Below are 13,590 nucleotides of genomic sequence, written 5' to 3'. Positions count from 1 at the left end.
TATTTCAGAATAGCACATAGATATTAATTTTATCATAAAAAATTCTTAAAATAGTACTAATATTAATTTTGTATACCACTTACTTATAATAATTTATTTAGCTAAAAAGTAAGGATTTTCTATGTATAAAATTGATTATAATAGCTATCGCTCTGTAAAAAGCTTTAATCGTCGGGTTCGTTTTTTAGTATTACATTATACTGCAATTGACTTTGAAGTGTCCATTGCAGCTTTGACAGGAGCTAAGGTTAGTGCTCACTATCTTATTCCGGATCCCTCAGAAAAAACGTATATTGAAGCAGGTTTTAAAGATATGCGTATTTTTAATTTAGTTGATGAAAATGAACGTGCGTGGCATGCTGGTGTTAGTTCATGGGCTGGGCGTACAAATTTGAATGATACGTCTATTGGGATTGAGATAGTTAATTTAGCCACTGGTGATCCTGGAGGATTCCCTCCTTATAATCCAATACAAATTGATGCAGTTAAAGAACTTGGGGCGAATATTTTGCAACGTTATCCAGATATTGTGCCGACTAATGTTGTCGCCCATAGTGATATTGCTCCTACACGGAAAAGTGATCCAGGTCCATCTTTTCCCTGGAAAGAGCTCTATAGAGTAGGTATTGGAGCATGGTATGATGATGATCTTAAGGAGGAATATCAAGCTAAATTTCTCAAAAATATTCCATCTCAATCAGAGATTGTTGCTCAACTAAGGAAATATGGATATGATACCTCAATTGCAAATACTGAAAGTGGATATGAGGCTTTGATTCGAGCATTTCAGATGCATTTTCGCCAAGAAACGTATGATGGAATTCTAGATGCTGAAACAGCAGCAATTCTTTATGCATTAGTAGCAAAATATTTTCCATCGCAGTAATTTGAATTATTTCTTTTTCATGTAGACATTGATCAGATTTACAAAATTTGTGTGTGGTACTTTTTCTGATGTAAGTGTTTATTTTAAAGCACAAAACAATATGAGAAAGTAAAAGGATCATTTGAAGTAGATTATGATATTTTTAGGGAGGTATTCTTGAGTAAGGATCGTATCAAAATCCCATATTTGCAAATTAGCCAGGTCATATGAGATCACTGATTTGATTTATTTTGAGAAATATAGAGCTTAACCTGGTTTATGAATTCACAACCGTTTCGTGATGAAACAGATAGTATTAAGGATTATAGAGCTATTTATTAGCACAAAGTGTAATATAACCAGCTAAAAGCTTTATGATGATGTAATCATACTAATATTTCAGCTTCTATTTCTATAAGTTGAAGAAAATATTGCGTCAAACCCTATTATCATGAGCAGAAAAATGCTTTTACCGTGGGCTACTTAGTCCATTCATTTTGTGTGTTTTTTTCTTTATCTTAGCTAAACGGTAGTATATCTGATTTACATTCATACGCTTTTATGTAGAAAAAGAGTAACGCTAATGTTAAAAAAAGTCATGATCGTAGAAGATAACGAACTTAATATGAAATTATTTCGTGATCTTGTAGAAGCGGGTGGCTATGAAACAGTTGAGACTCGTAATGGCCTTATTGCACTAGATCTAGCCCGTTTATCAAAGCCTTCTCTTATTCTTATGGATATTCAGTTACCTGAAGTATCAGGAATCGATGTCATTAAACAATTAAAAGAGGATGAAGAGCTCAAATCTATCCCTGTTGTTGCCGTAACAGCCTTTGCTATGAAAGGGGACGAAGAACGGATTCGTGCGAGTGGATGTGAGGAATATATGTCTAAACCTATTTCCGTTCCTTATTTTATCGCAATGTTGAAGTCCTTTTTGGACTGAGACTTCATATTTGATTAGATTTTAATTGTGATAAGCAAGGGCATTATAATTATGATGTATGTTCATAATTTTTGATTGTATTTTAAAATAAAAAACCCCGTCAAAACGAGGTTTTTTACTATCATGAAGCACTCTTCACTGTTGTAAAAAATTTGAAAATTAGCGCTTTGAGAATTGGAAAGAACGACGTGCTTTCGCTTTACCATATTTTTTACGTTCAACAACACGGCTATCACGTGTAAGAAAACCACCTTTTTTTAAGATAGTACGCAATGCTGGCTCATAATATGTCAGAGCTTTAGAAATGCCATGACGTATTGCACCTGCCTGACCAGAAAGGCCACCCCCAGCAACAGTTGCAACGACATCATATTGTGTATCTCTTTTAGCTATAACAATTGGTTGGCGAAGAATCATTCTAAGAACAGGACGAGCAAAATATTGTTCAAATTCTTTATTATTTACGGTAATTTTTCCAGTGCCCGGTTTAATCCATACACGAGCAACAGCATCTTTACGTTTCCCTGTTGCGTAAGAACGCCCCTGTGAATCAAGTTTTTGTACGTGAACAGGAGCAATGTTTTTATTAACTTCTACAGCATTTGTCACGGCACTAAGTTCAGAAAGAGAATTAAGTTCAGCCATAATTAAGCAATCCTTTTATTTTTCCGATTTAAGGTACCGACATCAAGAGCTTCAGGCTGTTGTGCTTCGTGGGGATGTTGGCTACCAGCATAAACACGCAGATTTCTCATTTGACGGCGACCAAGTGGGCCACGAGGAATCATGCGTTCTACAGCTTTTTCAATAATCCGCTCAGGAAAACGGCCTTCAAGAATTTGACGAGCTGTACGTTCTTTGATGCCACCAATATAACCAGTATGCCAGTAATATTTTTTATCGGTATATTTTTTACCAGTGAGAACCACTTTATCTGCATTGATAACAATAACATTATCGCCATCATCAACATGTGGAGTAAAAGTAGGCTTGTGTTTTCCACGTAAGCGATTAGCGACGAGTGTAGCAAGACGACCTAAAACAAGATTTTCTGCATCAATGAGGATCCATTTTTTTACCACTTCAGCAGGTTTTTGTGAAAAAGTTACCATAGAAGTCCCTTTATTATTAAAACTCTCTATAATCCTGTATATGATGATCATGAGAGCATTTTTTGTTGCTTTACGTTGTGAATGATTACCACAACAGAACATGCCTTAATCCATGCTACCTGTCTGATATAATGTCTTATGGTTTGCGTCAAGAGAAAATAAAAACGATAAAATAGTACTTTATAAATAAGCTATCATTATATTTTTATATATTATAAAGAAGGAGTGGAGCGCTTTATCGTTAAGCGTTAATTGTATTTTTTTTACTTTTATTTTATGAGATAGTCATGCAATTATCTCATTATTGTCTTGATGTTAAATCTTCTGCTTGTGGTCAAGCTTGGGTGGATTCTCTTGATATTCAGGGAATCAATAAAGCTCGTGCTATTTCTCAAAAATTCGGCTTGCCAGATCAATTAGCTCGGGTTCTTTCGGCAAGAGATGTTGATGAATCTGAAGTTATTTCTTTTATTAATCCAGCGTTACGCACTTTAATGCCTAATCCAGAGCATTTTACGGATATGCAATGTGCTGCAGAGCGTTTGGTTAAAGCTATTATGAATCAAGAAAATGTCGCTATTTTCGGTGATTATGATGTTGATGGTGCCTGTTCATCAGCGCTGTTGGCACGTTTTTTTCGTTATTTTGGTATAGAAACAAAAACTTATATTCCTGATCGTATCGTTGAAGGTTATGGGCCGAATGCACAAGCCATGAAAGCGTTAGTACAAGAAGGAGCTAGTTTAATTATTACTGTTGACTGTGGTGCAAACAGTCCGGAGGCAATAAAAGTCGCTAGACTTTTAGGTGCTGATGTGGTGGTTTTAGATCATCATCAAATGGGCGATCTTCATCAAGAAGCTGTCGCTCTTGTTAATCCTAATCGCCCTGATGATTTTTCAGAACAAGGGCACTTATGTGCTGCAGGTGTCGTATTTATTACATTAGCATGGGTCAATCATTTATTGAGAGAGAAAAAATGGGAAGGAGATATTCCTGATCTTTTAGCTATGCTTGATCTCGTTGCGTTAGCGACCATATGTGATGTAGTTCCATTAAAAGGCGTTAATCGTGCTTTTGTTGTTAAAGGGCTTCAAGTTGCGCGTTCTATGCATAATCCTGGGATAGCCGCTTTAGCGAAAGTCGCACGTATAGGTGAGCCGCTTAATAGTTTTCATTTAGGTTTTTTGTTAGGACCTAGAATTAATGCAGGTGGACGTATTGGAGATCAGGCGTTAGGAGCACGTTTGCTTAGCTGTGATAATAGAGATGAAGCTGATAGAATAGCAAAGCAATTGGATCAGCTTAATCAAGAGCGACAAGAGATGGAAAGCGTTCAATTAGCTCAGGCAGAAGCTTATATTCATTCTATTTATCAAGATGAAGAAATGCCTTTATCAATTGTTGTTGCTCATCAAGAATGGCATCCTGGAATTGTTGGTATTCTTGCATCTCGTTTAAAAGAGCGTTTTTTTTGTCCTGTTTTTGCAATTGCTTTAAAAGCAGATGGCAAAGGTATTGGATCAGGACGCTCCATTGACGGCATAGATTTAGGAGAACTTGTTCGTGAAGCGGTTTCTCTAAATTTATTAGAAAAAGGCGGAGGGCATAGTATGGCCGCTGGACTTACAATCCAATCAACAAAAATCAATGCCTTTCAAGAGTGGCTAAAAGAAAAAGTTTCTTTAATGGTTTCACAGTTGCGTGCTGAGCAGTGTCTCAACATAGATGGTTTTATTTCTGCTTCTGGTGCTAATAAGGATCTTTTTGATATGATTGAAAAAGCAGGTCCATTTGGTTCAGGAAATGCTACACCTGTCTTTGTTCTTCCTTCTCATCGGTTGGTTAATCTTCACGAAGTGGGGAAAGGTCACTTGCGTCTTACTGTTTCTGATATTGAAGGGAAAAAACTGCAAGGAATAGCTTTTCGTGCAGTAGAAACATCACTTGGTGATTTTCTTGTTAAAAATATCGATAAAACGATCCATTTGGCTGGTAATCTCAGTTTAAATTACTGGAATGGAACGATTACTCCGCAACTGCGGGTTATTGATGCAGCAGCAGTAGATTAAAAATTAACTTTTGAAAATCAGATATCTAAATTATTTGCGAAAGTAGAGCTTTCTTGTATAAAGCGGAACCGTTCTTCCGGTTTAGTTCCCATAAGATTTTGCACTGTTTCTTTAGTTTCTTGCATTTCAAAAGTATCAATAGAAACACGTAAAAGTGTACGTTTTTTAGGATTCATCGTTGTTTCTTTAAGTTGCTCGGCACGCATTTCTCCAAGGCCTTTAAAACGTCCAATTTCAATTTTACCTTTTCCAGTAAATTCAGTTTTTAGCAACTCGTCTTTATGAGAATCGTCGCGTGCGTAAGCAACCTTTCCTCCTTGTGATATTCTGTAAAGGGGAGGCACAGCGAGATACAGATGTCCTGCACGAATAAGATCAGGTATTTCTTGAAAGAAGAAAGTAATTAAGAGTGAAGCAATATGCGCACCGTCAACATCTGCATCGGTCATAATGATAATACGTTCGTACCTGAGATCTTCTTCACGATATTTAGAACGCGTTCCACATCCAAGTGCGAGTATTAGGTCGGCGATCGTTTGGCTTGAACTCATTTTTTCACGTGCAGCACTTGCTACATTTAAGATTTTTCCACGCAGAGGTAAAATTGCTTGATTTGTTCTATTACGCGCTTGTTTAGCAGAACCACCAGCAGAGTCACCTTCAACAATAAATAATTCAGCACCAGCGGCAGAATTTTGGCTACAATCTGCTAATTTTCCAGGTAAGCGTAATTTACGTACGGCAGTTTTTCGATTTATTTCTCTATCTTGACGTCGTTTGAGACGTTCTTCAGCTCGTTCAATAACCCAATTTAGTAGTTTTGTTGCTTCATGGGGAGAATTAGCTAGCCAATGATCGAAAGGATCACGTATTGCATTTTCAACGATACGTTGTGCTTCAGTTGTGGCTAATCGATCTTTTGTTTGTCCAACAAACTGAGGATCTTTAATAAAGACTGAGAGCATTACAACTGTTGAAGCCATAACATCATCAGAAGTAATGATCGAGGCACGCTTATTTCCTATTAATTCAGCATAAGCTTTCAATCCACGGAGAAGAGTTTGTCTTAGTCCTGTTTCATGTGTTCCACCTTCTTCAGTAGGAATGGTATTACAGTAAGATTGTATATAGGCATCACCATTGTGCCAAGCTATCGCCCATTCAACTGAACCATGGCCACTAAGCTGTTGTGTTTTACCAGAAAAAATTTCAGCTGTTACAAGATGTTTATTTTTCAGTGATAATGATAAATAATCTTTCAGTCCATCTGGAAAGTAAAAAACATCTTTTTCAGGGATGTTTTTTGCATCTTTAAGTGCCGCAGGATCACAATTCCAACGAATTTTCACTCCATTGAAGAGATAGGCTTTAGAGCGCGCTATTTTATAAATTTTTTCTGGGTCAAAAGCTGTGTTTTCGCCAAAAATTTGACTATCAGGATGAAAACAAACTCGTGTACCACGACGATTATAAACATCGCCTAATTCTTCTAGCCCAGATTGAGGAATTCCGCGTGAGAAACGTTGGCGATAAAGTTTGCGCTCTCGTGCGACTTCTACTTCCATATCATCAGAGAGGGCGTTAACGACAGAAATGCCCACTCCATGTAATCCACCAGAAGTTTGATAGGCTTTTCCATCAAATTTTCCACCTGAATGAAGATGTGTCATAATGACTTCAAGGGTAGATTTATCCGGTATTTGGGGATGATTTTCAATAGGAATGCCACGTCCATTATCTGTGACAGTCAGATAATTGTTGCTGTCCAATGTTATATCAATCAAATCAGCATAACCTGCAACGGCTTCGTCCATCGCATTGTCAATAATTTCAGAGAATAAATGGTGGAGTGCTTTGCTATCTGTGCCACCGATGTACATTCCAGGTCGTAAACGTACAGGTTCTAAACCTTCAAGTATTCGAATAGATGAGGCATTATAGGTGCTGTCTTCTTTATGATGATGGGGTGAAGATAACGGAACGGCTGGAACGACTATTTCTGAGTGCGCTGAAGTATATTGAGTGTTTTCTTTCCTGTCTATACGGGACTGAGCATGATTTAGAACACTAAAAAGATCTTTATTGTCATTGCTCATATTACTTAATTATCTACCTAAATTTGAATTTTCTTAAAATAAAGCTTTATGCCTATTTTTTATTTAAAAATCAATGCACTTAAGAAACATCAATTGTTGGACCAAAAATTTGTTCAAATGCTTTTTTTAAAGCATTGTCAACATCGTGTATAGTTATGGGCAAACCTAAATCAAGTAAACTGGTGACACCATGATTTGTTATTCCGCAGGGAACAATGCCTGAATAGTGTGTTAAATCAGTGTCAACATTGATAGAAATACCGTGAAAGCTAATCCATTTTCGTACACGTATGCCAATAGCAGCAATTTTATCTTCTGCGGGTATACCGCTTATTATTGATGGACGATCAGGTCTTACAACCCAAACACCGATCCGATCTTCACGACGTTCACCTTTAATATTAAATTGTGCAAGTGTTTGTATGATCCATTGTTCTAATGCACTAATGAAAGCACGAATGTCTTGTTTTCGGCGTTTAAGGTCAAGCATAATATAAGCAATACGTTGTCCTGGACCATGATATGTAAACTCGCCGCCGCGTCCTGCTTCATAGACAGGAAATACATGGGGTATTAAAAGATCATTTTTATTTGCACTTGTCCCAGCTGTATAAAGGGAGGGGTGTTCTAAAAGCCAAACTTGTTCATGAGCGATTTTTGCATAAATATTTTCTACGCGTTTTTGCATATAGCGGAGTGCTTCAGGATATTCGACTAAGCCATCACTTATTTTCCATTCAACTGGTGGATGGGGGGCAGTTGTTTTGAAATTATATGATAAGTGATCACGACTAGTGTGTTGCAATTGGAATATCCTCAACAATATTTACATTGGGGTTGTATTTTATGTTAGCAAAAATCATACAAAGAAAATATCAGCAATATTTATTAAAACGGAAAATAAAGATCTTCATCATTGAGTTCGTTATACTTTTTTAGCTTATTATCTCATTTGAGGTTGTTTGGGTATTGCGTTTTTATATGAAAAAAAATGATCATGCTCTACGGAATTGTTTGTTTCTATTTTTACCATTTTCCTGATGCGCCACCACCACCAGATGATCCTCCACCCCCCTTAAATCTACGACTAGATGAATGCCCACGGAAACTTCTATTCATATACCTTCCATCGGCATTCATGTTGGTAAACCAAAGTGTAAAGATGATACCCATCCAACGATATTGACGTGGAGCTACTTTTTCACCAAAAATCATTGCAAGAATAGGCAAGCAAACCATTATAAAAAAGATGAGAAACATAACTATATTTGTTATTATTTTTTCTTTTTTAGCTTGTTTATGTTTTGTTTCAAGAATTTCAGCTTGTTTTTTAATTTTATTGGTAAGATCAGAATTTTTTTCTACAGTAATATTGATAATTGCATTAATTGCTTTCACGATTCCTTCTTGATAATTTCCTTCACGAAAACTAGGAAGAATGAAATTATTAATAATGACTGCAGAAATTACATCTGTTAACTCACCCTCTAAACCATAGCCTACTTCAATACGCACTTCACGCTCATTTGGGGCAACGACAAGAAGCACACCGTTGTTGATCTGTTTTTGCCCCAAGCTCCATGTACGAAAAAGAGAATTACTATAAGTCTCAATATCAATTCCTGAGAGAGTAGGGACAGTTGCAATGACAACTTGATTTCCAGTTTTCTTTTCCAGCACATCTAGCTTTTCTGTTAGATCTTCTATTGTTGTGTGGTCAAGTAAATGGGCACCATCGTTAACATAACCAGTCAAGATCGGAAATTGAGTTTGTGAATAGGCAACATTATTTGATGCAACAACCAAATATAAAAGGCTTATGAGAACCCATAAATAAGGGAAGAAGGTAGCACGTTGAATAAACATAGCGAAACGTACCATTAATTAAAATCAATCTTCGGTATTTGTTGGGCATTGGTATCAATGGTAAAAGTTTTTATAGGTTTAGCATCACGGAACCATAATTTTGCCCAGAGCATTGCAGGCATTGTTTTGAGTGCTGTATTATATATGCGTACTGCTTCGATATAATCTCGGCGAGCAATGGTAATACGATTTTCAGTTCCTTCTAATTGTGATTGAAGAGCAAGGAAATTTTGACTCGCTTTAAGATCAGGGTAGTTTTCGGCAATAGCCATAAGACGCGAGAGTGAACTTGATAAATTTGCTTGATTTTCAAAATATTTCTGCATCATTTCTGGATTATTTAGCATATCAGTATTGATGTTTGTTTGTGTTGCTTTTGCACGTGCTTCTGTAATACCAGTCAAAACATCTTTCTCATGAGATACATAAGCTTTAACAGTTTCTACAAGATTGGGAATGAGGTCTGTGCGGCGCTGATATTGGTTTAGAACTTCACTCCAAGACGCATGTACTCTTTCTTCATTCGTTGGTATTGTATTAAATCCGCAGCCACTTAAAGATGGTACGAGAGCTATTAAAAAAATAGCAATTGAGAATTTTTGTAATATCTTCATGACAGGATGAATAGAAAAAATTCTTGCAGTTTGTGTATCGAGCATAAGAATTATCCAAAATTGTTTATGTATTATATTAAATGAAAATTATTTTGAATTTTGCAAATAGGAAATTCTATTTCCATAAAACAAGAAATCATCATTTTTCTTTTAACAATGCTATACTAATTGCTACTTAAAATATTGTTTGAAGAGCTACGCAAAAGAACCTTCCACAAGTTTTCCTATGATGTAGATAAGGAAAGTGTGCTTTTGTAATGTAAAAAAACGCAATTTTATAGTTTTTTACAAATTTTTATGTTCCCTATAGGCTCATGCACTTTGATTTTAGATCATACAATATTTTGAATTAACCAAAATTATTAGTATCAGCAGCATGGACATATAGAGGACAATAAGTCTTAAAAAAATACATTTTCTACTTTATTGATGAAAAAAAGAAGATGTAGGGTGTAAATTAGTATCTTAAAAAGTCTGAGTTATAGATTGCTTTTGGGTTTAAATTTTTGTTGATAAAGATTAGCAATAATCCCCGTACAGCCAGCAAGTATCGTCATTATACCAATTATTGTTAAACTTATTTGTATATAGTCCAAAGCAATAAAGCCAGCACTGAAGAAACCAGCTAATACTGAGCTTTGTACTATAAAGATATAGGCAGGCATTTGTTGTTTGCGCTCATCTTTTTTAATATTATTCATCATAAAAGTGGCCATAAGGGTATTTTGTACGCCATTGGATATTCCAATTAAGAGAGAAGATATGATGATAACCCATATATTGGAAGTTAAGGATAAGCAGAATATTCCTGTACCAATACCCGCTGCAGCCAAACAAGCTCCAGGGGCTTCTCCTAAAATTTTAAAAAAACCAGTAAATAATAGCGGTCCAACAACTAGCCCAATACTTGTACTACTTAAGATCCATCCATAAGATGTTGCATCAAATTGTAAAATTTTACGGATATAGATAATTAACATAACATTTTCAGCTGAGCTAAAAGCTATCGTAATGACTAAAGGCAGTAAAACCCAAAAAACAGTTTTTTTCTTAAATAGACCGATAAAGTCTAGATATTTTTTCGTACTATGAGGGAGATGCTCATTTTTAGTTTGTTTGATATTATTTATCTTCAGTAAATTAAAACATAACAATACAATAAATCCAGCACATAGAACCAGTATAGCAAGGTAAATTAAACCATAACTATGCTGTAAATAGGTAAAAAATAAACTCCCTAAAATTGGACCACCAATGTAACCAAAGTTACGCATAGTTTGTACTACACGATTTATCCAATCAAGTTGATGTTCATTTTGAGCAAAATCTGGTATAGCCACCATAACTGCCGACCAAAGTAATGCCAGAACTGACCCTAAGCCTGCTGCTAGACAAATATAAGCCCAAAAGGATCCCATGAAAGCAGCTATTACAATTAAGAGAGATTCAATATAAAAAATATTAATGATAAGTCGGTAGGCACCAAACTGATGTAACAGTAAAGGTGCAGAAAAATTAGCAAGAATACCGCATAACAATCCTGTCGACAAAAGCATAGAGATAAAATGGGTATTCTCTGCAAGTGTTAAGGCGAAAGTTATCTGTGCTGTTTCATCAGCTAAGCTGGCAAAAGTTAGCATGAGACAGATACAAAATTGTAAAATAACGGGCTTATATTTGTTTAGCATATGGCTTTCCAACACGCTAAACTCTTAATAAAGCGTAGAATTTCTTGATATTCTTTTTCGTGATTAGAGAATTCAGTTAAATTTACAGTTTCTCTATTAACGAGTTGATGCATGATTTTTAAAAAAGATATACGGTAAGGAACACATATGCAGTGGCCATTAGCGGAAATAAGAATTTCTTCTGATTCTAATAGAATAATCCATTGGAGTGTTGTATTGTGTTCCAAATGGATATTATTTCTAATATTGACTACTTCTATAGGAGGGCGAGCAATTCCGATCCGAGAGCTTGTGTCCATGATTAAGCTCTGAGATGCCATATACTTTTTTAAGTGGCCGTTTTTTAAAATGGCATCTAATGTTGAAAGTTGTAATTGGTCATCTGGATTGAGATTAACTAGCCCAGAATGAATGATGTTATAATGTGTCCTTTGGGGGATAGAAATCATTTTTCTTAGGTGATCTGCGTGATCTTTAGCAGCACTGGAATATTCCCAAAAAGCAAGATTCACATTGACAGAAATATTTTCTTTTGTTTCGGCAACATGCATAAAATCATGAGGAAAGTAGGCAACACATCCTGTATTGTTTTTTAAGGCTATACTTTCGCATTTATACTTTTCATAATGCGGATATTTAAGCCCAACAAGGTCAAGTCTATCCTTTGGCCAAGTGTACATAGTTTTTCCATTACGCAGTGTATATGCAAAATTATGAGCATAATCTGTGTGTATCCCGGCATGGGTACAAGAATATCGCCCAATAAAACAGTCGACATCAACTCGCCCACCTGGGCGCTTTCCTATAGAAGTTGCAAGCTTATCAGAAAATATTTTAGCTGCATCCCACATGCGGGGATCAGCTGCAGAAAGGCCAAAATACATTAGTGACCAGTCATCATTACCAATTATTTTGTCAATCCGAGAAATATAATCATCGAGTGTATGGTCGGTGTCCAAAACCAAAAAATCTTTTGAAGGCTTTTGTGGTTTTTCACCATTAATAGAGATATTAACGGATGCAATATTATTTAAAAATCGTATTTTATCGTACGAATGTGTGTATGCGTGTAATGCGCTCAAGAGTTGATTGTCAGAAAAAGGGATAAAATCCGTTGATAGCTCAATCGCTTTTTTACTCCAAATTTCTCGTGCAAATTGCTGAGAAAATAAGGGTATCATTTTTATATTTCCCCCATAAATCTAATGTAATATTTTATAAGTATCGTTCATTTATTAGTTTTTTATAAAATAACCAATTATATAAAGATATTGGCGTGATACAGCCTGAAAAGGCTAACGTTATAAAATTTTAGTTCTCTAAATTAGTCTTTCTATACGCATCTTTAAATTACAAAAGAGCTATTAAACAATCATATCTTCATCGATATGAACTTGTGCATATTTTACATGTCTAATTACAGGCAATATCTCTGAAATAAAAAAACAAAATTCATTTTCTTTTCTAAGCAATGTAGCCTTAGTAATTTCTTCGAATTCTTCTACTTTATCTAATAAAATATTCATTGAATTATCTCCCTAAATTTTGTGATAAACAACAATCATTGCAATTTTAAATTGTAAAGTCAAGATATGAATAAATTTTAAATAACGAGGGGGATAATATGGAAAAAGATCCATTTCATATAAATTTCTACAAATTTACAGGTGCCTATGCCTGGCAATTAATAGAGTATTATCAGCATAATATACACGAAAAATACTCTCAAATTGAACTCAAGAGGTCTAAATTACCTATTCTTAAAAACGCATATTATCCCTATCCAGAGAGACTTAATCCAGAGGCAGATATTTATTTTTCTAAAAACGTGTGCATTGTTAAAAATATGTTAGCTATTTTTGGAATTCCATCTATTGAAGAAATTTCAATTTTATCTGAACGATCGAAAGTTTTTATAAATATTGATGTTAAGACCTATGATAATTTAAAGTATGGACGAAAAATAAAAGAAATGTTCCCTATCCTATTAAATGGGAAGCGTTATAGTTCAAGTGAAATATATGTAACGTTATTACGCCATGGTATCCTCGAAACTAATCAACTGTTTTTAGAAAATATACCAAGCGGTATTATACGGGAACCAACATGTATAATTGTAACGTTTAAGGCTGGTTACAAAGTAATAAATCCATTAAATGGTCGGGTATTTTTGGTAGATGCGCAAGCAAAAAATTTTTTAAATAAATTATCAAAGCCTCATACTATGGAGTGGCCCATAACGAACCTCTCTGACACCATGAAAAATACTCTATGCACTTTTATTGAAGCTGGTATATTGCGTTTATTTTGAAATAAAAGGGGGAGAAG

The 13,590-nt window shown here is 35.3% G+C and carries 13 protein-coding genes; 4 read left to right on the top strand and 9 right to left on the bottom strand.

Annotated elements, in window-relative coordinates:
- Nucleotides 1-121 precede the first annotated feature (121 nt).
- Together BARBAKC583_RS04405 and BARBAKC583_RS04400 are read left to right on the top strand one after the other, a co-directional pair.
- Entirely contained in the window at nt 122-886 is a 765-nt protein-coding gene (locus BARBAKC583_RS04405) for an N-acetylmuramoyl-L-alanine amidase (protein ID WP_005767337.1), read from the top strand.
- A 562-nt stretch (nt 887-1,448) separates the two neighbouring features.
- Nucleotides 1,449-1,814: a response regulator gene (locus BARBAKC583_RS04400; RefSeq protein WP_005767335.1), complete on the top strand. Its 366-nt coding sequence runs from the start codon at nt 1,449-1,451 to the stop codon at nt 1,812-1,814.
- A 159-nt stretch (nt 1,815-1,973) separates the two neighbouring features.
- Here the strand turns inward: BARBAKC583_RS04400 and rpsI are convergent, their stop codons facing one another.
- Together rpsI and rplM are read right to left on the bottom strand one after the other, a co-directional pair.
- Nucleotides 1,974-2,459 (bottom strand): 30S ribosomal protein S9, encoded by a 486-nt coding sequence (gene rpsI / locus BARBAKC583_RS04395; RefSeq protein ID WP_005767333.1) that lies wholly within the window; start codon nt 2,457-2,459, stop codon nt 1,974-1,976.
- A gap of 2 nt (nt 2,460-2,461) precedes the next feature.
- Nucleotides 2,462-2,926 carry a 50S ribosomal protein L13 gene (gene rplM / locus BARBAKC583_RS04390; RefSeq protein WP_005767330.1) on the bottom strand — a complete coding sequence of 155 codons (465 nt, stop codon included), beginning with the start codon at nt 2,924-2,926 and terminating at the stop codon, nt 2,462-2,464.
- A gap of 287 nt (nt 2,927-3,213) precedes the next feature.
- On the opposite strand from rplM, the gene recJ reads away from it, so the two are divergent.
- Nucleotides 3,214-4,998 carry a single-stranded-DNA-specific exonuclease RecJ gene (recJ, locus tag BARBAKC583_RS04385; protein WP_005767328.1) on the top strand — a complete coding sequence of 595 codons (1,785 nt, stop codon included), beginning with the start codon at nt 3,214-3,216 and terminating at the stop codon, nt 4,996-4,998.
- Nucleotides 4,999-5,015: 17 nt separating this feature from the next.
- Here recJ and parE read toward each other — a convergent pair whose 3' ends face one another.
- From parE to BARBAKC583_RS06970, 7 genes are all read right to left on the bottom strand, one after another.
- Nucleotides 5,016-7,094, bottom strand: coding sequence for a DNA topoisomerase IV subunit B (gene parE / locus BARBAKC583_RS04380; protein WP_005767325.1), 2,079 nt, complete (start codon nt 7,092-7,094; stop codon nt 5,016-5,018).
- A gap of 79 nt (nt 7,095-7,173) precedes the next feature.
- Nucleotides 7,174-7,899, bottom strand: a complete 726-nt coding sequence (gene lipB / locus BARBAKC583_RS04375) for a lipoyl(octanoyl) transferase LipB (protein ID WP_005767322.1) — start codon at nt 7,897-7,899, stop codon at nt 7,174-7,176.
- 221 nt (nt 7,900-8,120) lie between these two features.
- Nucleotides 8,121-8,975 carry a TPM domain-containing protein gene (locus BARBAKC583_RS04370; RefSeq protein WP_005767321.1) on the bottom strand — a complete coding sequence of 285 codons (855 nt, stop codon included), beginning with the start codon at nt 8,973-8,975 and terminating at the stop codon, nt 8,121-8,123.
- The gene (locus BARBAKC583_RS04365) at nt 8,975-9,619 is read right to left on the bottom strand and encodes a LemA family protein (protein ID WP_005767319.1); all 645 of its coding nucleotides are present in this window, start codon (nt 9,617-9,619) and stop codon (nt 8,975-8,977) included. Before BARBAKC583_RS04365 ends, BARBAKC583_RS04370 begins: the two co-directional genes overlap by 1 nt.
- A 434-nt stretch (nt 9,620-10,053) precedes the next feature.
- Nucleotides 10,054-11,262, bottom strand: coding sequence for an MFS transporter (locus tag BARBAKC583_RS04360; protein ID WP_005767317.1), 1,209 nt, complete (start codon nt 11,260-11,262; stop codon nt 10,054-10,056).
- The gene (locus BARBAKC583_RS04355; protein WP_005767315.1) at nt 11,256-12,443 is read right to left on the bottom strand and encodes a hypothetical protein; all 1,188 of its coding nucleotides are present in this window, start codon (nt 12,441-12,443) and stop codon (nt 11,256-11,258) included. The genes BARBAKC583_RS04360 and BARBAKC583_RS04355 overlap by 7 nt, the downstream gene beginning before the upstream one ends.
- 183 nt (nt 12,444-12,626) lie before the next feature.
- Nucleotides 12,627-12,788 (bottom strand): hypothetical protein, encoded by a 162-nt coding sequence (locus BARBAKC583_RS06970; RefSeq protein ID WP_005767313.1) that lies wholly within the window; start codon nt 12,786-12,788, stop codon nt 12,627-12,629.
- Nucleotides 12,789-12,886: 98 nt separating this feature from the next.
- Between BARBAKC583_RS06970 and BARBAKC583_RS04350 the strand changes: the two genes are divergently transcribed.
- On the top strand, nt 12,887-13,573 hold the full coding sequence (locus tag BARBAKC583_RS04350) for a hypothetical protein (protein WP_005767311.1): 687 nt from the start codon (nt 12,887-12,889) through the stop codon (nt 13,571-13,573).
- Nucleotides 13,574-13,590: the final 17 nt, after the last annotated feature.

Origin of the sequence: Bartonella bacilliformis KC583 (assembly GCF_000015445.1) — a bacterium.
Taxonomy (GTDB): Bacteria; Pseudomonadota; Alphaproteobacteria; order Rhizobiales; family Rhizobiaceae; genus Bartonella; species Bartonella bacilliformis.
This window is presented reverse-complemented; position numbering and strand designations above follow the sequence as displayed.

Coding starts and splice junctions, on each gene's coding strand:
- BARBAKC583_RS04350 (WP_005767311.1), top strand. CDS start 12,887: ATGGAAAAAGATCCATTTCATATAAATTTCTACAAATTTACAGGTGCC.
- rpsI (WP_005767333.1), bottom strand. CDS start 2,459: ATGGCTGAACTTAATTCTCTTTCTGAACTTAGTGCCGTGACAAATGCT.
- recJ (WP_005767328.1), top strand. CDS start 3,214: ATGCAATTATCTCATTATTGTCTTGATGTTAAATCTTCTGCTTGTGGT.
- BARBAKC583_RS04355 (WP_005767315.1), bottom strand. CDS start 12,443: ATGATACCCTTATTTTCTCAGCAATTTGCACGAGAAATTTGGAGTAAA.
- rplM (WP_005767330.1), bottom strand. CDS start 2,926: ATGGTAACTTTTTCACAAAAACCTGCTGAAGTGGTAAAAAAATGGATC.
- BARBAKC583_RS04405 (WP_005767337.1), top strand. CDS start 122: ATGTATAAAATTGATTATAATAGCTATCGCTCTGTAAAAAGCTTTAAT.
- BARBAKC583_RS04365 (WP_005767319.1), bottom strand. CDS start 9,619: ATGCTCGATACACAAACTGCAAGAATTTTTTCTATTCATCCTGTCATG.
- parE (WP_005767325.1), bottom strand. CDS start 7,094: ATGAGCAATGACAATAAAGATCTTTTTAGTGTTCTAAATCATGCTCAG.
- BARBAKC583_RS04360 (WP_005767317.1), bottom strand. CDS start 11,262: ATGCTAAACAAATATAAGCCCGTTATTTTACAATTTTGTATCTGTCTC.
- BARBAKC583_RS06970 (WP_005767313.1), bottom strand. CDS start 12,788: ATGAATATTTTATTAGATAAAGTAGAAGAATTCGAAGAAATTACTAAG.
- BARBAKC583_RS04370 (WP_005767321.1), bottom strand. CDS start 8,975: ATGGTACGTTTCGCTATGTTTATTCAACGTGCTACCTTCTTCCCTTAT.
- BARBAKC583_RS04400 (WP_005767335.1), top strand. CDS start 1,449: ATGTTAAAAAAAGTCATGATCGTAGAAGATAACGAACTTAATATGAAA.